This window comes from Pseudogracilibacillus amylolyticus (SeqCode), from assembly GCF_051918545.1.
GTDB lineage: Bacteria > Bacillota > Bacilli > Bacillales > Amphibacillaceae > Pseudogracilibacillus.
This window is the reverse complement of record NZ_JBPPZG010000018.1, coordinates 1-20,248: the sequence shown is the minus strand read 5'-3', so window position 1 is coordinate 20,248 and position 20,248 is coordinate 1. Positions and strand designations below refer to the sequence as shown.

General features: G+C 32.8%; 19 protein-coding genes and 1 pseudogene. 12 read left to right on the top strand and 8 right to left on the bottom strand.

What is annotated here, in order from left to right; all coding sequences use genetic code 11:
- Positions 1-5 precede the first annotated feature (5 nt).
- The 6 genes and pseudogenes from ACPYKA_RS03780 to ACPYKA_RS03755 all read left to right on the top strand — a co-directional run bounded on the left by ACPYKA_RS03780 (position 6) and on the right by ACPYKA_RS03755 (position 7,426).
- On the top strand, positions 6-1,190 hold the full coding sequence (locus ACPYKA_RS03780) for a CDP-glycerol glycerophosphotransferase family protein (protein ID WP_479541087.1): 1,185 nt from the start codon (positions 6-8) through the stop codon (positions 1,188-1,190).
- Between the two features lie 33 nt (positions 1,191-1,223).
- The gene (locus ACPYKA_RS03775; protein WP_479541074.1) at positions 1,224-2,747 is read left to right on the top strand and encodes a glycosyltransferase; all 1,524 of its coding nucleotides are present in this window, start codon (positions 1,224-1,226) and stop codon (positions 2,745-2,747) included.
- A 40-nt stretch (positions 2,748-2,787) separates the two neighbouring features.
- Positions 2,788-3,612 carry an ABC transporter permease gene (locus tag ACPYKA_RS03770; protein WP_479541073.1) on the top strand — a complete coding sequence of 275 codons (825 nt, stop codon included), beginning with the start codon at positions 2,788-2,790 and terminating at the stop codon, positions 3,610-3,612.
- Positions 3,613-3,623: 11 nt separating this feature from the next.
- Positions 3,624-4,400, top strand: a pseudogene (gene tagH / locus ACPYKA_RS03765) (teichoic acids export ABC transporter ATP-binding subunit TagH); the annotation flags it as partial.
- 291 nt (positions 4,401-4,691) lie between these two features.
- A complete protein-coding gene (locus ACPYKA_RS03760) occupies positions 4,692-4,952 on the top strand; it encodes a GW dipeptide domain-containing protein (protein WP_479541086.1) in 261 nt (86 codons plus the stop codon).
- A 311-nt stretch (positions 4,953-5,263) separates the two neighbouring features.
- Positions 5,264-7,426: a bifunctional glycosyltransferase/CDP-glycerol:glycerophosphate glycerophosphotransferase gene (locus tag ACPYKA_RS03755; RefSeq protein WP_479541072.1), complete on the top strand. Its 2,163-nt coding sequence runs from the start codon at positions 5,264-5,266 to the stop codon at positions 7,424-7,426.
- Here ACPYKA_RS03755 and ACPYKA_RS03750 read toward each other — a convergent pair.
- Genes ACPYKA_RS03750 through ACPYKA_RS03735 form a run of 4 tightly spaced genes read right to left on the bottom strand, consistent with a single transcriptional unit; the run spans position 7,416 to position 12,141 of the window.
- A complete protein-coding gene (locus tag ACPYKA_RS03750) occupies positions 7,416-8,813 on the bottom strand; it encodes a lipopolysaccharide biosynthesis protein (protein ID WP_479541071.1) in 1,398 nt (465 codons plus the stop codon). The genes ACPYKA_RS03755 and ACPYKA_RS03750 overlap by 11 nt on opposite strands.
- Before the next feature lie 14 nt (positions 8,814-8,827).
- Positions 8,828-9,910: a polysaccharide pyruvyl transferase family protein gene (locus tag ACPYKA_RS03745; RefSeq protein WP_479541070.1), complete on the bottom strand. Its 1,083-nt coding sequence runs from the start codon at positions 9,908-9,910 to the stop codon at positions 8,828-8,830.
- Positions 9,911-9,916: 6 nt separating this feature from the next.
- Positions 9,917-10,948 carry a glycosyltransferase family 2 protein gene (locus ACPYKA_RS03740; protein WP_479541069.1) on the bottom strand — a complete coding sequence of 344 codons (1,032 nt, stop codon included), beginning with the start codon at positions 10,946-10,948 and terminating at the stop codon, positions 9,917-9,919.
- Positions 10,945-12,141 carry an O-antigen ligase family protein gene (locus ACPYKA_RS03735; RefSeq protein ID WP_479541068.1) on the bottom strand — a complete coding sequence of 399 codons (1,197 nt, stop codon included), beginning with the start codon at positions 12,139-12,141 and terminating at the stop codon, positions 10,945-10,947. Before ACPYKA_RS03735 ends, ACPYKA_RS03740 begins: the two co-directional genes overlap by 4 nt.
- Positions 12,142-12,274: 133 nt before the next feature.
- On the opposite strand from ACPYKA_RS03735, the gene ACPYKA_RS03730 reads away from it, so the two are divergent.
- Positions 12,275-13,402 carry a glycosyltransferase family 4 protein gene (locus ACPYKA_RS03730; protein ID WP_479541067.1) on the top strand — a complete coding sequence of 376 codons (1,128 nt, stop codon included), beginning with the start codon at positions 12,275-12,277 and terminating at the stop codon, positions 13,400-13,402.
- 90 nt (positions 13,403-13,492) lie between these two features.
- Positions 13,493-14,542: a glycosyltransferase family 4 protein gene (locus ACPYKA_RS03725; protein WP_479541066.1), complete on the top strand. Its 1,050-nt coding sequence runs from the start codon at positions 13,493-13,495 to the stop codon at positions 14,540-14,542.
- Positions 14,543-14,665: 123 nt separating this feature from the next.
- Here the strand turns inward: ACPYKA_RS03725 and ACPYKA_RS03720 are convergent, their stop codons facing one another.
- Positions 14,666-15,700, bottom strand: a complete 1,035-nt coding sequence (locus tag ACPYKA_RS03720; protein ID WP_479541065.1) for an LCP family protein — start codon at positions 15,698-15,700, stop codon at positions 14,666-14,668.
- Between the two features lie 239 nt (positions 15,701-15,939).
- On the opposite strand from ACPYKA_RS03720, the gene ACPYKA_RS03715 reads away from it, so the two are divergent.
- A complete protein-coding gene (locus tag ACPYKA_RS03715) occupies positions 15,940-16,674 on the top strand; it encodes a WecB/TagA/CpsF family glycosyltransferase (RefSeq protein ID WP_479541064.1) in 735 nt (244 codons plus the stop codon).
- A 560-nt stretch (positions 16,675-17,234) separates the two neighbouring features.
- Here ACPYKA_RS03715 and ACPYKA_RS03710 read toward each other — a convergent pair.
- From ACPYKA_RS03710 to ACPYKA_RS03700, 3 genes are all read right to left on the bottom strand, one after another.
- Positions 17,235-17,873, bottom strand: coding sequence for a hypothetical protein (locus ACPYKA_RS03710; RefSeq protein WP_479541063.1), 639 nt, complete (start codon positions 17,871-17,873; stop codon positions 17,235-17,237).
- A gap of 9 nt (positions 17,874-17,882) precedes the next feature.
- Positions 17,883-18,056, bottom strand: a complete 174-nt coding sequence (locus tag ACPYKA_RS03705; RefSeq protein WP_479541062.1) for a hypothetical protein — start codon at positions 18,054-18,056, stop codon at positions 17,883-17,885.
- A 313-nt stretch (positions 18,057-18,369) separates the two neighbouring features.
- Complete coding sequence (locus ACPYKA_RS03700) at positions 18,370-18,942, bottom strand: YusW family protein (protein WP_479541061.1); 573 nt, start codon at positions 18,940-18,942, stop codon at positions 18,370-18,372.
- 292 nt (positions 18,943-19,234) lie between these two features.
- On the opposite strand from ACPYKA_RS03700, the gene ACPYKA_RS03695 reads away from it, so the two are divergent.
- The 3 genes from ACPYKA_RS03695 (at position 19,235) to ACPYKA_RS03685 (ending at position 19,977) form a co-directional block, all read left to right on the top strand.
- Positions 19,235-19,459, top strand: a complete 225-nt coding sequence (locus tag ACPYKA_RS03695) for a DUF1659 domain-containing protein (RefSeq protein WP_479541060.1) — start codon at positions 19,235-19,237, stop codon at positions 19,457-19,459.
- A 40-nt stretch (positions 19,460-19,499) separates the two neighbouring features.
- Entirely contained in the window at positions 19,500-19,724 is a 225-nt protein-coding gene (locus ACPYKA_RS03690) for a DUF2922 domain-containing protein (protein WP_479541059.1), read from the top strand.
- A 118-nt stretch (positions 19,725-19,842) separates the two neighbouring features.
- The gene (locus ACPYKA_RS03685; protein WP_336259542.1) at positions 19,843-19,977 is read left to right on the top strand and encodes a YvrJ family protein; all 135 of its coding nucleotides are present in this window, start codon (positions 19,843-19,845) and stop codon (positions 19,975-19,977) included.
- The last annotated feature ends 271 nt before the right edge of the window (positions 19,978-20,248 follow it).

Sequence of the window (20,248 nt, the reverse complement as noted above, 5' to 3'; positions counted from 1 at the left end):
AAATGGTGGTAAAATTGATCGTTAAAATTAAAAAAAAAATATTAATATTTTATAAACTATTTTTTTCTATAATGGGTTATATTTTACCAAAAAGAAAAAATCTTATTATGTTTGAAAGTTTTTTGGGGAAACAATATAGTGATAACCCGCGGGCTATATACGAATACTTAAGAGCGAACTACCCAGAATATAAAATGTTTTGGAGTTTTGAGAAAAGATCCATCGATAGGATTCAAGCCTATGACGTAAAATATGTTCGCAGATTTTCTTTTAGATGGATATATTTAATGAATAGATCAAAATATTGGATAACGAATAGCCGATTACCTCTGTGGATACCTAAACCAAAGAACACTATTTATATACAGACTTGGCATGGAACTCCATTAAAAAAGTTAGCTGCTGATATGGATGAAGTTTATATGCCTGGAATTAATGCCCAAAAATATAAAAAAGATTTTTTGAATGAAGCAAAGAAGTGGGATTATTTAATCTCACCTAATGAATATTCCACAACTATCTTTAGAAGGGCTTTTAACTTCAACAACAAAATTATTGAGTTAGGTTATCCGAGAAATGATTACTTAATAAATTGTAACTGCAGTGAAGAAATGGCAAAAATTAAAAGGAAAATAAACTTACCTTCAGATAAAAAAATTATTCTTTATGCACCAACATGGAGAGATAATCAATTTTATGGGCGTGGCCGTTATAAATTTGATATTCAAATGGATCTTAAAACATTAAAAGAAGAACTATCAGATGAATATATTATTTTAGTTAGGTTTCATTACTTAATAGCAGAGAATCTTGACTTATCTAAATACAAAGGTTTTGTTTACGACCTATCGGATCACGAGGATATTAGAGAACTTTATTTAATTGCAGATTTATTAATTACGGATTATTCATCTGTATTTTTTGACTTTGCAATTTTAAAAAAGCCGATAATTTTTTATGTATATGACATTGAAGAATATCGAGATAAATTACGTGGTTTTTATTTTGATCTTGAGGCTCAAGCTCCTGGACCTTTAGTAAAGACAACGGAAGAACTGATAGGTGAAATAGCAAAATTAAAAGATGACATGTCATTTAAAAAAATAGAGAAATTTCACATGGAGTTTTGTTATTTAGAAGATGGATTAGCGAGTAAAAGGTTTATTCAGCAAATATTTAATAAAGAATAGTTTTAAGATCAATATCTCGAAAGGAGAATTATTTTGGAGAAAACACCTGTAATTTTAGTTAGATCTTTAAAGCTAGAAAGAGGCGGTATTACTCGAGCATCTATCAAACGAGCAAATTTATTAGCTAAGCATTACAAACAGGTTTTGATTATCACAATTTTATATCAACAATTTCACAATGAAATAATAAATGATTTGTATAAAAAGAAAATATTAGACAAGAACGTTAAGGTGATAAACTTTTTTGAATCATTGAAAGATAAAAAAGTAATCTTACCCTGGAAAAGAACGAAAAGTGAACATAATAAAATAAAAGAAACAGGTTTTACTGAGATAGAAGTGCCAAGGGGAAACGATATTGCCTTTAGATATTATAGAAATGGTTTTTATCAAAAATATAAAAGATTTGATGAAAATAAGCGTCTAAAGTTTATTGACTACATGGATGAAAATGTACGTAGAAATAAAAGAGAAGAATACGATGAGAAAGGAAATTTAATACGTGTTAGACACATGGACAAGACTACTAATCGTCCACGTTTAGATAGATACATTGATCATAAGGGACAATGCTTTCTTAGCGTACATGTAAATATAAATACTAATAAGGAAGAGTTTACTGTATTATTTAATAATGAGAAACAGTCATATAAAACTTTATATCAGCTGCAACAAGAATGGCTGGAAAAAGAACTAAATAACATTAAATTTCCAGTTGTATTTTGCGAATTAAGAAGACTAGATAAAATGATCATGAATGTGAAACATCGTAATATTAGAAAAATTGCAGTTATCCATGCTAATCATTTATCTAAACCATATAAAGATATAAATAAAATTGAATCATCTTATAAAAGATTGTTCAAAAGGATTGATGAATTTGACAGAGTTATAGTGTTCACAGAGGAACAAAAAGAAGATATAGAACAGGTATACAAATTGGGAAATAAATGTATAGTAATACCCCATGCTTATGAACCTTTAATCCCCGACTCGAATAGTCAAGGGAAGAAAATAAAGTATAATTCCAAAACTGTTGTAACTTTAGCCCGTTATCACAGAGATAAGAGGATAGAAGAATCAATTAAGGCGTTCAGATTAGTAGTGGACAAAATTCCCGACGCTGTTTATAAAATATATGGGTATGGTCCGCTTGAGGGTAATTTAAAAAAGCTAATAAAAGAATTGGAATTGGAGACGAACGTATTTTTAAAAGGATTTAGTTCAAATCCCAAAAGCGTATTTCAGTCAGCATCTTGCTCAATTTTGACTTCTTTAAGAGAAGGGTTTGGTATGGTCATAACGGAGAGTATGGCAGAAGGTACCCCAGTTATCTCATATTTAATAAAATATGGACCAAAAGATATAATTAAAGATGGAGTTAATGGCTTTTTAGTAAAAGATGGAGATAAAGAGGAATTAGCTAATAAAATAATTGATATCCTCACAAACGATGAGATGCGAGATAAACTTTCAAAGAATGCAATAAATATAAGGGAAAAATTTAGTGAAAAAAAGTATAAAAGTAAATGGTTAACTTTTATCAGAAGTATTTAAGAATTATGCTCTATATATCAAGAGTTGGAAAGGGAAAATTATGAAATCAGCATTAATTGTGATAAATGAGCAAATTAAACATTTTTATTTAATAAGACGTTTGTCGTTATATGAGTTAAAAAGTCAAAATCAAAATAACTATCTTGGCATGGCTTGGGAAATAATAAATCCAGCAATTCAAATATTAATTTATTGGTTTGTTTTTGGAACACTTAGAGATAGAGCACCAGTTGAAGTGGCAGCGGGAGTAGAAGTATCCTTTTTTTCATGGTTGCTAGCCGGTTTCTTTTTGTGGATTTTTTGCTATCAATCCATTATTCAAGGATCTAAATCGATCTATTCAAGGCTAAGAATGCTTTCAAAAATGAACTTTCCTTTAAGTGTAATTCCCAACTTTGTAATTTTTTCTAAGTTATATATCCATTTAATCATGTTGTTAGTATCTATAATTATACTACAATTTACTGGATATTTTGTAACTATATACTATTTACAGCTTTTTTATTTTTTATTTGCATCAATTTGTTTGTTATTTGCGATTTCGTTGATAACATCAACCTTATCAACAATAGTTAGAGATGTGCATATGTTTTTAAATTCAACATTGAGAATGCTTTTATATTTATCTGGCGTACTATGGCCAATTACAATATTAAATAACTTTCCTATTATTATGAAGCTTATGAAATTAAATCCTATTTATTATTTGATTGAAGGCTATCGTTCAGCATTGTTTGGTACTGAATGGTATGTTCTAACTCATTGGCAATATTCATTGTATTTTTGGGGGTTAGTAATAATACTGTTTTTGTTTGGATCTATGCTTCATATAAGGTTTAGAAGATACTTCATTGATTATTTATAAGGATTGATGAAATGGAAAAAGCAATTATCGTTGAGGAGTTAACAAAGAAATATAAATTATATAATAATACAAAAGAACGAATTCTAGATCTAGCTTCTCCCAGAAATTATGGAGAGGATTTTTACGCTCTAACAAATATTAATTTTGAAGCTAGTCATGGTGAAGTCATAGGTTTTATTGGGATAAATGGCTCGGGGAAATCAACTCTTTCAAATATTATAGCTGGAATTGTACCAGAAACCTCAGGCTCAGTTAAAGTTAATGGCGAAGTATCGCTTATAGCTGTCTCGGCCGGCCTGAAAAATGACTTGTCAGGAAGGGATAATATTGAATTAAAACTATTAATGTTAGGTTTCAATAAAGATGAAATTAAACTTTTAGAAGATGATATTATAGAGTTTTCCGAATTAGAAAGTTTCATTGATCAACCTGTAAAATCATATTCAAGTGGGATGAAATCCAGACTAGGATTTGCTATTTCGGTGAATGTAAACCCCGATATTTTAATAATTGATGAAGCTTTATCAGTAGGGGATAAAGCATTCGCTGAAAAAAGCTTAAAAAAAATGCAAGAATTCAAACAAGAAGGTAAAACAATGATTTTTGTCAGCCATTCAATAGGACAAATGAAAAAATTTTGTGAAAAAATCTTATGGTTAGAATATGGAATGGTAAAGGATTATGGAACTGTAGAAGAAATTATACCTAAATATGAAGAGTTCTTAAATAAGTGGCAAAAACTTGATAATGAAGGTCGGAAAAATTATAAGAAATTAGCGATAGAAAATCAAAGAAGAATTATAACAGGAAAAAATATAAAGAATAAACTAGAAATTAATGATTTTTATACAAAAAAAGTGGTTGAAGATAAATGTGAAGTAAGACCGATTAGCGCTCTTGGACATATTCGAGCTCGGGAATCATATATTTATCGTACACCAAAAAACTTATCTCTAAAGGAATCATCAAACAAATTTAAAAAAGCTGTTTATTATATAAAAAGGCAAGCAACTTATAATGACCAATTATTTTACTTACTAAGTGATGAGCCAAGTGCAGTTCATAATACTTTAGGATGGATGAAAGCTAATGATGTATCTGTTCATTATCATACTTTTGTAGACAATGATGCTAAAACATTTCTGTTAACAGGGGCTGGAAAAGCTTATAATAAACCATGGGGTGGAGAAAAAAACTGTATATATGATGATTTAAGCGAATTTAAAAATAAGGACTTTAAAGTATCTCAAACGGATTTAGTTGGAAACAATGTTTGGTATAAAGGGACATTAAATAATTATAATATATGGATACATGAACATTTTTTATATACAGAATAAAATTATTCAAAGGCTACTGAAAAAATAATTCGTAGCCTTTCTTTCTTACGTAAATAATTTAATTTTGATTCGACATTAAAGCAAATAGTTAAATAATAATTAAAAAATTTAAAAATCTGACTTTGTTGCTTGATTTAAACGGATAATTATATTTGATAATGGAACCATTAGGATCTGAGTATTTAGGCATAATTATATGATGTGTACTTGAAAGTCCTTTCTCTCTCTTTTCAATAGATATAAGGGTCTTTAATGCATGGTTAATTATAAACAGGTATAGTATTATGTTGATTTAAGAAGGGGAGTGCATGATGGGAAAGGTATCAATAATAATTCCAGTTTACAATACGGAAAAATATGCGGAAGAATGTATAAATTCAGTAATTAAACAGACTCACAAAAACATAGAAATTATTTTGATTAATGATGGAAGTAATATGGTTTGTACGACTCAACTAGATACGTTAAAAAAGAGAGATAATAGGATAAAGTTGTATCAATTACCGAAACGTAGAGGTGTGGGATTTGCTCGGAATTTTGGAGTTCAACAAGCGACTGGTGACTATATTTATTTTTTGGACAGTGATGATTATATACCCCCTGAGACAATTGAACTATTAGTAGGTAATATTGGAAAACATCAAATCATTAAAGGGAAGATAAAAACTACAGACTTAAGTAGCGGTTTCACGATTACATTTCGTGGGCTATTTAAACCAAAAGTATATACAGCAAAACGGTTTGATTTAACAAAAAACAACTCAGTGTTAAATACACTTTTTAATAGAGAATTTATCGTAACACAAAATATTAAATTCGCTAGCAATTTACAATGTTTTTCGGATTTAGACTTTTTGTTTCCGGCTTTTGAAAAATGTGATTGTGTGCTTTATTTAGAAGAGGCTATTTATTTTCATAGAAAACGAAATGACCCAATATCGGATCCGTCTTTAAGCCAATTGAGTCCGCAGCAAAGAATTGAGGATTTTCTATTAGCTTATACAGATTTAAAGTTTAACTTAATTGAAGAGGAAGCTCATCATGGATTGGATCGAAACTTGTTAAACTTTTATCGGAAAGAAATTATCAGTTATTTTTATGATAATGATGCTATTAATGCAATTTTTCCTGTATTATATAAAGCGATTATACTAATGGATAAGCAAATACTTGATTCATACGATAGAATATTGAAGAAAGAAATTAAGACGATTGTAAGTGGAAATATGCATAAGTTTAAGAACGTGATGAAGAGGCATCATTTGTTTAGGGATATTCGAATTAGGTTAAGAAAAGACAGAAAACTTTTTTTGTATCGAAGAATATTTATGAAACTTCCGTTAAAAAAGAAACTCGTCTTCTTTGAGAGCTTTTTAGGGAAAAGTTATTCAGATAATCCTAAATATATTTATGAATATATACAGGAAAATTACCCGGAGTACAAGTGTGTTTGGAGCTTCAGAGAAAAAAAGAATATTCCTGGGAATGCCATTCAGGTGAAGCGGTTCAGCCTACGATATTTTTACTATCTTGCAAGAGCAAAATACTGGATAAGTAATTCACGACTTCCAAAGTATTTGGAGAAACGAGAAGGTAATATTTACTTGCAAACATGGCATGGAACTCCTCTAAAAAAGTTAGTTTTTGACATGGATGAGATTCACTCAGCAGATCCCAAATATAAAGAAAATTTTTATTACCAATCGAGAAGATGGGACTTTTTGAATTCACCGAATGAGTATTCATCTATCATTTTTCGTCGTGCCTTTAAGTACGATAAGGAATTGCTGGAATTCGGTTACCCTAGAAATGATGTTTTGTATCAGAAAAATAACAGAGAAGATATTTTAGATTTAAAAAGGAAAATAAATTTGCCGACGAATAAGAAAATTATTTTATATGCTCCGACATGGCGAGATGATGATTATTTTGCAAAGGGAAAGTATAACTTCGAGCTCCAATTAAATTTACAAAAAATGCAGGAACGGCTTGGTGATGAGTATATTATTCTCTTAAGAATGCATTATTTTATTGCAAATGATATTGACTTATCCGCATGGGAAGGATTCGCATTTAATTTTTCACATTACGAAGATATAGCGGAGTTATATTTAGTGTCTGATATGTTAATTACAGACTATTCTTCTGTATTTTTTGATTATAGTAATTTAAAACGACCAATTTTATTTTACACATACGATTTAGAAAAATATCGTGATGAATTAAGAGGGTTTTATTTAGATATTAATAAAGATCTTCCAGGTCCACTATTAATGAATACAGATGAAGTGATATATTCGATTGAAAATATTGATAAAATTAGCAACGAGTATAAAACGAAGTATGAGGAGTTTTATGAGCAATTTTGCCAATGGGATGATGGTAACGCAACAGAAAAAACTGTAAAAGCATTATTTGAACATACTAACTATAAGCCCAAAAGAATGGAAAACGGATATAAGTCTATCTCTTGACGATAGCGAACCAAATAGAAGCTATTAATTTTCGGTTATATATAAAGAATAGTAAGACACTGCCTACAATACTGATGGCTAATGTGATATTTTTTGCATAGAACGGTATAAATAAGGCGACGAACATAACAGAAAAAAGAATTAAAAAATCCCATTTATTAAAAGTAATGGTGAATAGTTCTTTTGCGACTCGGACCCGAATAACCCAAGTTAAGAAAAAGGCAATTAAAGTCGAAATAGCGACGGCATATAGACCAAGATAATGAATAAGTAATATATTCAATACTAAATTAACGACTGCTCCTACTATAGTGGTAGACAATATGGCAGTCGTTTTTTTGGCTCCATGAAATCCAGCAGACCAAAATAATGCCAGTGAGTGAAAAAGTGTTGCAATTAGAACGAATCCACTATATTTCCATGCTTCAAAAAATTCATTCCCTATAAAAATACGAATGGCCGGTTTTGCAATTAAGATTAAACAAATAACAGAAGTTGCCATAAGCCGAAAATAGTATTCATATGTTTTTGAAAAAAATGAATCTTTATCCTTTGCTTGAAATGAAAGAATAGCACTGTCCTTCCAAGCTAAAGAAAAGACCGAGTTGATGATTAAGAGGACTGCAGGGATCTTAATCGCAATCGCGTAAATTCCATTTGCAGAAACGCCTAAAAAAGTCGCAATGATCCATCTATCTGCCATCGTCATGACCCACCAGCTTGCAGCAGCAGGAATTATTGGTATCGCATATGCCATATAGTCCTTAAGCAACGTCCCAGAAACACTGCTGGTAAGGAGATATTGCAAAAAATTCATGCGATAACAAGCGAGAATAATGATACTTATACCTGCAATACTATTTGCATAAAATAGAGCCTCGATACCTAGTTTTAAATAGAGGATAAAAAGTAAATTTAAGCTTATCACAATAGACGTTTGAATAATTCCTAATGACGCAAATAATCGATTATGTCCTAGACCGCGCGCGCTTTGTTGAACAAAACTACTAAAAATCATCACATTAAGCAATAAGAGAGCTTCCCATTTATAAGTAAAATTACTAATGTAAAATACCAAGATGGCAAGCAAATTAAACAGAAGTGAATGCCGTGAAATTTGGAAAAATCCGGTCGATATGATCGTTTGCTTTGAATAATTTGTTTGTTTATCAAGAAGCCAACGATAGGTCGCAGCTGTTAGTTCAAATGTAATAAAAGGGATGAGTAAAGTAATCGTCGTAATAGCTAAATCCCATGTCCCAAAATCTTTGGGAGTAAAATATCGAGTATATAACGGCAGCATTAAAAAAGTTAATGTAGATGATCCGAAATTGGCAATTCCGTATAGAATTGTATCGTTTAATAATTTCTCTTTCTTATTCATCATGTAAACCCTCAACACTAATTTAAAAATTGATCGAGCATATCAAACTGCTTGTCTGAACTTTTGATAAAATTTTGGATATCTAATGGTTCTTGATAAAATGTTTCCGTTACTTGTGACGGGGTAACTGAATCGATGTTTTGTATCGTCGAATACAAATTCGGAAACTCTATGTCTTCTAAAACCGTCTTCATTTTTTCACTATAAATAATTGGAAACACCGGCTTATGAAAAAACAAGCCAAGAATCATTGCATGAAATCGTGTCGCAATTATAGCTTTAGACTCGCTTAATTTAGAGATTGCTTCTTGCAAATTTGTCTGATATGTATACGTGTTCACTTTATGAAGCAATGCTTTTGGAATGAGTGAAAGAATCTCATTCATTGCTAAATGATCTTTTTCCTCTTGACAAAAAGCCATTAACAACACGTCATATCCTTGATTTATTAAATGAATACTAATATTGGCTATCCCTTTAAAATAGGAAGCATCAAATTTTTTTAAGTCCTTTCGTATGGAAGGGTAAATAACGGAAATAAGGATCTGTTCTTTCGGTTTTCCGTGAGAAAATGTATCTTTTAATTGGAAAACGACATCAGCTGCTTGCCGCACGGGTAAATGGGTAAATAATTCTTTTGATTGATGATCTCGAAAACAAATATCAGTTATTCCCTGAAAATTTTTTTCATATGTTTGATAAAACTTTCTGCTTTGAAACGGTCCGAAATTAGCTCCCAAAATGAAAAACGAGTCATGAGAATTTTTCATCGTTTGCACCTGTTGAGCTTCTTTTTCCCAACCTGTTTGCTCCATAAAAATAGACCCACCTATATATACACCAATCTCACAAGTTTTGGCTAGTTGTTCTCGTAAGTAAAATTCTTTGTTAAACGGTTTTAAAGCAGCATGAATGAACTTGTTCAAAATACGGTTATTTGGAATGATCTCTAGGTTTGGCAAATAGTTAAATGTTGTTTGATAGTTATTAGGTGCATAGCATAAGAACTTTGTGTTCGGATAGCGTGTACAGATGGTATGAATGAAAAGATCATCTCCCAAATTATTTGCTGTATAAGCATAAATCATTACCTGAGTCATGTAATTTCACCTCTTATCAACCTGCTGCAGTAGGACAAACATCCATCTAAGTCTCGTTCGCATAAATTCTTTTAATTTAAAAAATAAAAAAGCTTGTCGATATGCTTTTTTTCGTATAAAGGTGCCGATTAATTTTGCTTGGACACTACTGGTAAAATAAGGAGACTTCATCATAACATCAGAATGATTACAGATGATCTTTAGCTGATTTTTCTGTTCTTTCGTAGAGAGGGGACTCCCTTGATGAAAAAGATTCGTTATAGCATGAATTACTCCATTTGCAAAAATTGTTTCAAGATGCGCGATGTTATCATGTGTCCAACTATCGTTTTTTTCTAAAAACATTCTTACATCGTTATAAAGTTTTTTCTGCTTTTCAAACATATTATCGATATAAGAATTAGTTAAGGAGTGCGGATTTTGCTCATATACGTATAAACTGCTTGGCAATATATAAAATGATGTACTATTTTCGATATAATTTAGATTAAATAATAAATCTTCTCCAAAAGAATGACTATATGGAAAACGAATTCCATGATGTTTTACTTTTTCTAGCCGGTACATCTTATTACATGGAGAAGGTAGAATAATCTGTTTATACAAAAGCCCGATATGATTTAAAAATACTTCTTTAGTAAAAAAACCGGTTACCGTTGGCGAAAGTAGTTGATTTCCTGATTCATACCCGCAAATAACTAAATCCGCGTCATAAGTTTCCATGAAATGCATGAATTGCTGTGTCGTTGTTTCTTTTATCCGGTCATCTGCATCAACAAATTGTAAGTACGTTCCAGTTGCTCGTTCGATACCTGTATTTCGTGCAGCAGACGGGCCGGCATTTTCTTGATGTATGACAGTGATTCGTGGGTCAGTGTCCTTATATTGATCACAAATGTTCCCACTTTCATCTGTTGAGCCATCATTAACTAAAATAATCTCAAGATTTTTATACGTTTGTCTTAAAATACTTGTTATACATACTTCCAGATAAGCAGCTGCATTATATACCGGAACAATGATGGAAACTTTTTTCATGCAGCTTCCCTCGCTTCTAGACCGATCATAATAACTAAAATAGCAACATACGTCATGACCGCCGGCGCAAACATAACATGGCCTGCGACAAAAGCGATGCCTCCAATGAGCGCAACAGTTAAAAGCAAAAGAAAATAAGGAATGGTGAACCGATAAATGAGTAGTTTATTTAGTAAAACAGGTAGGGGAAACAAAATAATGAATGTACCAACCACTCCGTAACTAAAAAATAAATCGAAAAAATCCATTTCGATCATTTTGGGACTCTTTTGATAATCACCTGCATAGCCAAGTCCAAACAATTTTCGAATGAAAGGAGCTTGTAAATAGTCCGCTTTTTTTTCTCCAAGATAGATATCTCTGGAACTCATTAGCTGCTGTTTCATTTCTTGTTCCGTACTTTTTGTTTTCTCAACTGGTGAATCAACGGATGTCATATTTGTCATAGAAGGTGTAAGTGGTAAGAAAAAGATACTGAAAACAGTGACAGCCAGTAAAGGTAAGTTTTGTTTTAATTGTTTCATGAAAATGATTAAACCAAGATAGCTTAGGATGATTATGATTGCGCCATAAAAAGCTGTTTTCGTTCCAATCATTGGAGTCATCGAAAGGATAAAGCCAAATGCAACCAATGAAAGAGCGGATCGACTTGCATGAAAATGAATGATCGCTAAAGTAAGTAAGATAATCACAATGACGCTTAGTTCGTTTGCTGAATAAAACCATCCTGAATATCCTGCTTTTACATACGTATAACTGGTGATGTCCGTCTTTGTCAAGATTGCAGTCCAGTAGGAGGCACCTACGATAATGGATGCAATTGCTGTTCCTTGTAAAATCACATCTTTTTTTACCAGTCGCTTTTCTAAAATTACAAATACGCTGAAAATCATCATGACAAAGTAAGCAGTTTTTACAATAAATTGGATTTCCTCTGTAATATAGAAAGGTTGTTTTAACACAAAATTAATGAGAAAAGTTAATGTTATACTAAGCAACGGTAAGCTAAATAAAAACAACTTATTGACTGTTGGTCGAAGATAATTAACGATAAAAATAAATAAAAAGAACATGAAGCCTGTTCTTAATAATGCACCGAATGATAATGGCAAATTTGTCGTAAACGATGTGATGATATCGATAATTGGTAACAAAATAATGATAATAAAAATTACTCGTTCCGCTTTAGTCATGTTATCCACACCTGACGTAAAATACTGTCTTTTTCATTATCGTCAAAGCCGATTCGATTTATTCAAGATTATATTTGTACACCCAATTGGTTATATTGAGGAACAAATAAAACGAATTGGGAGAGAACAGAGAGTGAAAATTTTGCATTTAAATGCAGGGAATGAAACAGGTGGTGGAATGTATCATATTTTGCGTATGCTCGGGAAGTTTAAAGAAGCTGGTTCTGTTTCATGTGTCCTTGGTGTAATGGAGAGGGCAGAGCTTTATCAACGGGCAAAGGCAGCGAATATCGAAACAATATATTTTGAAAATGGGACAAGATTCAGTATGCCTTTACTTCGAAAAATCGAACAATTTATCCGAAAAGAAAACATTACGCATGTTCACACACATGGTCCGCGGGCAAATGTGTACATGAACATGTTGAAGAAAAAAGTGAAGCTTCCTTGGATTATAACGGTTCACAGTGATCCGTTTTTTGATTTTCAAGATAAAGGATTATACGGTAAATTATTAACTCGCCTTCATCTGCAATCGTTAAAAAATGCAGACCGAATTATTTCAGTTTGTCATGCTTTTTATCCTGCTTTAGCGAGTGCAGGAGTAAATACGAATCAAATGAGAACGGTTCATAATGGCATCGATTTTTTAGAGGAAATTGGGTCAGAATTTAGTCTGGAAGAACCTCAAAACTTTCGTGAACAGCTTGGGTTTTTGCCGAACGACTTTTTATTTATTAAAGTAGCCCGGCTCGAAAGTGTAAAAGGTCACTGTCTTGCTATTAGAGCTTTTGCGGAACTGATGAAAAGTGAACCAGAAAATGTTCATCTATTATTATTAGGAGACGGAAGCTTGAAAGATAAATTAATGCAACTAGTCGAGCAACTTGATTTAAAAGGCCATGTTCATTTCTTTGGAGAGCGTAAAGATATCGATCGATTTTATAAAATCGCAAATGTTACTTTATTAACATCTTTAAGTGAGAGCTTTCCTTATGTTTTGTTAGAATCTGCACGTGCGAAAACGCCGGTCATTTCAACGAATGTGGGAGATGTAGAACAGTTAATTTATCAAGATGAGTTGGGATGGAAAGTAGCAACGAGTGATATGGATGGTCTTGTTGAAGCGATGAGGGAAGCGGTCTGTTTACATGCAGATGGATTAAGGCAAATGGGACAACGCCTCTATTCTTACGCATCGAGCAATTTTTCATTAGATAAATGTGCGAATGAGGTTTATAATGTATATAAACGTATTTAATTAAAAAATTACTCGATTTATCATAAACACGAATAGTTCTGAATGAAACGTTAAAAACTATTGAAAATGATTTCAAGGTAGAGGTGCCTGATGATTAAAATAATTTATTTGTCCATTCTGTGTGCCGTAATCGCATGTTTAAGTACACCACTCATCATAAAAATGTCTTTGAAACTGAATGCTGTGGACAATCCCAATTGGCGTAAAGTCCATATTTCACCTATGCCTACTTTGGGCGGTTTAGCTATTTTTATTAGTTTTATGGTCGGTTTATTGTTGATTCAACCGCAAAGTCCACACCATCTTGCTATTGTTATTGGTGCTTTCGTCATTATTTTACTCGGTTTTTTCGATGATTTATTTCATTTAACGGCAAAGGCAAAATTTATTATTCAAGTTGCTGCTGCTAGTATTGTTGTTTTTTATGGCGGATTGCAAGTAGAATTTATTAATTTGCCATTCGGTGGACAAATTGAATTCGGATGGTTTAGTGCCCTTGTGACGATTTTGTGGATCGTAGGAATTACAAATGCGATTAATTTAATCGATGGATTGGATGGATTGGCTGCCGGTGTATCCGCAATTGCGCTGTTTACGATTGCCGTGATGGCAATTTTTATGGATAATGTGTATGTTCTTAGTATGTCGATCATTTTATTTTGGAGTATTCTTGGATTTTTACCATTTAATTTTTTCCCGGCGAAGGTATTTATGGGGGATACAGGCGCTTTGTTTCTAGGTTTCATGATTGCGGTATTATCACTTCTCGGGTTTAAAAATGTTACGATGATTTCCTTTATCATTCCGATTCTCATTTTGGCAGTGCCTATCTTTGATACAGCTGTCGCAATTGTCCGGAGAGTAATTCAAAAACGGCCAATTTCAAGTCCAGATAGTTCTCACTTACATCATCGGCTTGTAAAACTTGGGATGACACATCGACAGACGGTTGTTTTTATGTATGTATTAAGTGGAATGTTTGGTGTTGCTGCAATTTTATTATCGATGTCAACAGTTTGGGGTGCGGTGTTAATTGGAACGATTTCACTTATTGTGATACAGATTTTAATTGAAACACTTGAATTAATTGACAGTAAATTTAAACCTTTGACGAAATTAGTAAAAAGAGTTAGAGGATAAGATGATAACACGAATATTAGAGGCAGCGTGGTTATAATGCAAGCTTTTGAATATTCCGTAGACTATAATTACATGATGAAAGAAAAACGCTTGGGTGCATCAAGACCCAAGCGTTTATATTCTCTAGTATGTTGTTTGTTCGTTTGTTTCATCTTCCTCCGCAAAATCATAACCGTAATCTGTTACGGGAAGTTCTAAATGTTCTTCCAATATATTAACTGTTTTAGCGAGCGAGCGTTCATCCAGTTGCCAATAGTAAGTTGAACCTGGTTTATAGTCCTCGCCATCGATATTTAATGTTTCGATATCCATATTCGTTCCGTTTGTTAAATAGCCGAAGAAACTTTTCATTTCGGAAAATGTCATATTCGTTTTTAAGTTTGCACCGATAGCGTCAATGACATCATCATATTTTAAAATGGAACTGACGGATAATGCGCGATCAGCTAATGCTTTCATAATTTCTTGCTGACGTTTTCCTCGTTCAACATCACTATCTTTTTTTCTAGTACGGGCAAGGGCTAATGCCTCTTCACCATTTAATTTCTGCACTCCCGGATATAAATGAATGGCGTCCGCACGGTCTTTTGAATCCTGTTCTTGAAATTCGTATGGGACATCTACAGTAATTCCATCGACTGCATCAACTACATCCATGAATGCTTCGAAATTAACTCTGATATAATAGTCTATAGGAATATTAAGTAAATTTTCAACAGTCTCTATTGTTGCTCGTGGGCCACCATAAGCATGGGCATGGTTAATTTTTGTTTCGTAACCAACTTCCGGGATATATACGTAAGAATCTCTTGGGATACTAAGCAATTTAACGCTTTTTTCATCCTTATTTAATGTAGCTACCATTAGCGCATCTGTTCTTGCCTCATCATCAGAGCCACGCTTTTCACTTGAGTCAATCCCCATCAATAAGATAGACACACTATCGAATTTAGGGTCAACATATTCTTCCCGTAAATCTGATTTATCCCGATTTATATCATCATGTGATTCGGAAATTGCACTGTCGGCTTTAGAATGTAAATACATAGAATATGAAGCTATAGCTATAATAACAATTAAAAATGGGAATAATATTTTAAATCTTTTTTTGAGAACACGCTTTTTCTTTTGAGCGATTCTCGAATTATTTTCAATCATAATTAGATCTCCAATCTTTCTTTGGATAGTTAGACACTATATTTATATTATAAATAATGGCAGAGTGTTTTATTACAAATAGAAAAAAAAGATGTACAATGATAAAATTTAAAATAATGACGAATTATATCAGTCTCTACATATTCTACTATTTTTTTGTCATTTCGTAAATATAAATAGGTAAAAAAGATTAAGATTTTAATAGTATTTTCTAAATGTTTTGGAAGGGTTGCAATAATATGGTAAAAGATAACGGGAAAGTCGAAATTATGGATATTTCTTTTGTTAATAATAGTAAGTATAATTTTTTACATAAACAAGTAAAGACCCATTTCACTTCCAATGAAAAATGTTTCATTGTAACAGCAAATCCGGAAATTGTGATGGAGACTAGAAGAAATAAATCGTATAAAAAGATTGTTCAATCAGCGGACTTTGTCGTACCAGATGGGATTGGGATTATTCTTGCAGCTAAACATAAAAAGCAGCCTCTAATAGAAAGGATAGCCGGATTCGATCTGATGAAGGATATGTTAGAGTTTGCAAATGAATCTGGAGCAAAATGTTTTTTTCTAGGCGCCTCTGAGGAGGTAAATAAAGCAGCGGTGAGTAACATAAAACGACAATATCCGGGAATAAAAGTGACAGGTAGACATCACGGATTTTTTGATAAATCGGATGCTGCCATCGTGAATTTAGTTAAAGATGGAGAACCTGATTTTATTTTTGTTGCATTAGGATTTCCTAAACAAGAAGAGTGGATTTATGAAAACTTACCAGCATTTTCAAAAGGAATTTTTATGGGAGTAGGCGGAAGTTTAGATGTGTTCGCGGGAAAAGTTAAGCGGGCCCCTGATTTTTGGATAAAATTAAATTTGGAGTGGTTATACCGAATAATTAAACAGCCATTTCGTTGGAAGCGAATGTTACCGATTTTCAAGTTTATGTGGCTTATTTATACAAAAAGAGATTAAAGAAAGGGGCTTGGAAAACTTTTATTGTACGATTTTTACTGCGAATAATTTCTATAGGTAAACGTTCAAATAGAGGCGTTTTTTCTTTTGGAACGGGATCGTACGGGCTTCATTAATTGTATCACCAATAACTCATCCAAAAAGGAGGCACTAATATTTCTCCTATCCTCCCAAATATTTGAGGAAATTAACTTTAAGAAGGAAGGGCGGAATGAAACTAAGAAGCTGGGACATAAATAGCGTCTGAAAGAACGAACATATGTAATTAAGCATAGGAAATATACGTAGATTCTTCGTAGACTAAAAGCGGTTACTAGCTATGCTTCCGTCCCACCGAAAAAAATTGAGTCCAACGCCAAACGTTAGGACTCTGTCGGTTCGTGGAGAACAGTAAATGTTCCGATGGGATGATCGTGCCAGTCCCCAAGTCTCTCTGTAGCGACTTGAAACGAGGAGCTTTAGGCCGTGCCTGTAAAAAGCGAAATATATTTCCGAAACTGTGGATAAATCTAACAACATAGTTCGTCTTTTCTTGCATAAAAAATTTTTGTCCTCTTGTTTTATTTTGGGTCAGCTATTAATAATTCCCGGAAAAATTTCTCATTATCTACTTTCCAAGGATCTATAGGTGAAAGTCGAACTACAGAAATTTTCCCCTCATAACTTTCTAGATGATTATCTTTGGTTACCCAATCCAACTTTATTTCAAATTCATGAAAGAGTGGGAGTTCATTAACGATGTTTATGTCAGTTAATTTAATATTTTTTATTTCATCATTAATTTTATTCCAATCCATTTGTTTAGTTGAAGTATTTTTCATTATGTCTGCATCTTGTTGCTTAATTCCAGTGACTAACGCTTTCACAATATCTTCTGGTTCTCCGCGATTAATATAATCTTCAAGTTTTCCTGCAGCTTTATAAATCATTAACTTGTGTGACAAATCCATTTTACCTGTCAAATGAGTTGTACTGCCATAAAAGTGAACACAGAAATGCCCCGGGAAATTATTGTTTAAAGCTCCTGCACCGTGTGGCATACCATGCATAGAAGCTGCGATCCAACGACCATTTGCGATGACGATAATGGCCTTCCTTTTCCAATCCCATTTTCCGTTATATATTTCTTTCATGATTTTTGTATCATTGTCGGTAACTGGTTGGACATCGGCGTGTCTGCTACCTGCTCTTCTTTGCACATTGAATTTCTATCCTGTATCCACATCCATAATTGTGAAAAAATTCTTATTAGGGATTATTTCATTTACTGTTTCCCATGGTAACATTTCGATTGAATAGCCAAATTCCTCTACATTCTTTGAATTTGGAAAAGATGTAATGACAACAGTTAATAAAATTCCTTGAAATAATTGCTGTAACATTTTTCTCACACTCGATTAAAGTTTTTTATTATAATTAAATTTTCCATTAAGTAATTAAGTTATTCATGAAATGTTTCGGCAAGGGAAACTATTAAAAGAATGCTTTGATGTAATGAAATATTTTATTTCTCTCATCGTACTTATGGTGTAAAATACATCATCAAAGGTAAAGGCAACTTTTTTGGTTATTGGTTACTTCCCAAAATGTTGTTCCTGTCTTTTTCTATTCTTCTCTATTTTTAATAACTTTTACGTTGGCATGATTTAGAAAAAAAGATAAGTGCTAACTATCAACACTTATCATGGAAAATAACTATTTTATATATTCTTTTTCCGTTCCGTCTTCAAACCGTACTTTTAACTTCAAGCTTTTATAATCAGGATTTAAATCAAATTCTTTAGTCACTTCTTCAATTACTTTATTCTTATCCGTATGTTGATCGAAAGTTAACTTTTCTAGTTTATCCTTTAGATGATCGTAAGCTGCTTTTCCTTCCAGTTCCTCATTATTAGTTTCGTCTTTAAATTCCGCCTCTAGATAATCATCTTCTTCTTTTTCAAATTTAGCTTTATATTCTTTATCGTTTTCGTATGTGGCTTTTAATTTAAACTTGTGAAATGTAAATGGGACGGTTTCATTATCCAATTTAAATTTTTCTTCGTCATATTCGTCAGTATTTTCGTCGTTCTCATTATTGGTATTATTTGTTCCTTTGCGATCGTCTTGCTTTATATCTTCAACTGCATTCTCTGTTTTATCTTCGGCTGCATTTTTGACATTTTCTGTTTTATCTTCAGCCTTATCGGCTTTCTCCTTTGCTGTATTACACCCTTGCAGGATGGATACAGACATAACAATTAGTAAAATGAATCTTACGTATTTCAATAATACTCCTCCTCTTTCTGATCGTTAAAAACTGTAGTAAAAGTTCCTCATGGTCATATTTTCTATAAAAGAAGTAAAATTATTCGTTTTTATAAACGGTTATTTTTGGAAATAGGATGTTTAACATATAATTTCATAAACAATAGGGGAGATTGTTGTACTCCCCTTTGACTCAGAAGGTACAAAGCGTATGGACCAGGACTCAAACAAGGGTCGACGATTATTTTTAAAAAATTATCACACCTTTTCTTTCTGACTCACGATTGTAGTAGTGAAAGCGAGGTGATGAGGAATGGCAGTAAGCAGAATCATTCGTTCCCAATTGCGTCTTGCCTTAGACAATGGAGTTCATCCAACATCAGGCAATGTCATTATTAAAGTAAAATCGTTTAACAACGTGAAGACGGACGCAACAGCAGATCAATTGTACGATGTAGCTCATGCATTAGCCGGGTTACAAACATTGCCGCTTTATGGAGTTGAGCGCTCAGACAGCTCAGAAATCTCCCAATATTAAGGCAAATGTAAAATAAAAGTAAACAGGAAGGAGGGTAAAGATGAAGAAATTAGAACTGATTTTTGAAAACGAAGAGGGGAAGTCAGTTACGTACACACTTGACAGTCCGGTTGATCCAGCTGATCCAGAAGCGGTAAATGCAGCTATGGATGAAGTGATTTCTCAAAATTGCTTCGGCTCAACTGGAGGAGATCTAGTTGCGAAAAAGGGAGCTAGAATTGTTGAGCGTACGGTGACAGATATTGATATCGGAATGGAGGAGTAAGCAGGCATTAGAAGAGTGTATCTTCTAATGGGAGCTAGGAAATTCAATAAGTTCGAATAAAACAGACCAGGGGCACGATCACTCTGGTCTGTTTTTAATAAAGTGAGGAGGAAATGAGATGGAAACATGGGTGACATTTATAACAGAACTCAGTTTTCCCATTGCGATTACGTTTTATTTACTACATCGTATTGAAGGAAAACTTGACGTGCTGAATGAATCAATCCGTTTGTTACCAGAGAAGATGAAATAGAAAAAACGTCTGCTCGTTAGACCCCGTTTTCGTGCGAATAAACATTTGCGAACTCGGGGTCTTTTTATGTCCACAATCTTGTGTGTTCCTTCAGTTTTCTATTCAACCTTCTTAGCAAAACTCTATTGTGAAAATAAACTCTCTAGTGAAAGGATTTTAATGGTAAGATAAGTAGTGTAAAGAATAGTGAACCTCCCCCACTAATTGCTGATGCAATTTGAAGGGGCTTCTAATGACTTAAATACAGCAGACATCAAGCAGTTTACGCACC

What these genes read in the sequence shown, in the direction of transcription:
- ACPYKA_RS03770 (WP_479541073.1), top strand. Translation starts at nt 2,788, where the DNA reads ATGAAATCAGCATTAATTGTGATAAATGAGCAAATTAAACATTTTTAT.
- ACPYKA_RS03760 (WP_479541086.1), top strand. Translation starts at nt 4,692, where the DNA reads ATGAAAGCTAATGATGTATCTGTTCATTATCATACTTTTGTAGACAAT.
- ACPYKA_RS03755 (WP_479541072.1), top strand. Translation starts at nt 5,264, where the DNA reads ATGGGAAAGGTATCAATAATAATTCCAGTTTACAATACGGAAAAATAT.
- ACPYKA_RS03750 (WP_479541071.1), bottom strand. Translation starts at nt 8,813, where the DNA reads ATGATGAATAAGAAAGAGAAATTATTAAACGATACAATTCTATACGGA.
- ACPYKA_RS03745 (WP_479541070.1), bottom strand. Translation starts at nt 9,910, where the DNA reads ATGACTCAGGTAATGATTTATGCTTATACAGCAAATAATTTGGGAGAT.
- ACPYKA_RS03740 (WP_479541069.1), bottom strand. Translation starts at nt 10,948, where the DNA reads ATGAAAAAAGTTTCCATCATTGTTCCGGTATATAATGCAGCTGCTTAT.
- ACPYKA_RS03735 (WP_479541068.1), bottom strand. Translation starts at nt 12,141, where the DNA reads ATGACTAAAGCGGAACGAGTAATTTTTATTATCATTATTTTGTTACCA.
- ACPYKA_RS03725 (WP_479541066.1), top strand. Translation starts at nt 13,493, where the DNA reads ATGATTAAAATAATTTATTTGTCCATTCTGTGTGCCGTAATCGCATGT.
- ACPYKA_RS03720 (WP_479541065.1), bottom strand. Translation starts at nt 15,700, where the DNA reads ATGATTGAAAATAATTCGAGAATCGCTCAAAAGAAAAAGCGTGTTCTC.
- ACPYKA_RS03715 (WP_479541064.1), top strand. Translation starts at nt 15,940, where the DNA reads ATGGTAAAAGATAACGGGAAAGTCGAAATTATGGATATTTCTTTTGTT.
- ACPYKA_RS03705 (WP_479541062.1), bottom strand. Translation starts at nt 18,056, where the DNA reads ATGTTACAGCAATTATTTCAAGGAATTTTATTAACTGTTGTCATTACA.
- ACPYKA_RS03695 (WP_479541060.1), top strand. Translation starts at nt 19,235, where the DNA reads ATGGCAGTAAGCAGAATCATTCGTTCCCAATTGCGTCTTGCCTTAGAC.
- ACPYKA_RS03690 (WP_479541059.1), top strand. Translation starts at nt 19,500, where the DNA reads ATGAAGAAATTAGAACTGATTTTTGAAAACGAAGAGGGGAAGTCAGTT.
- ACPYKA_RS03685 (WP_336259542.1), top strand. Translation starts at nt 19,843, where the DNA reads ATGGAAACATGGGTGACATTTATAACAGAACTCAGTTTTCCCATTGCG.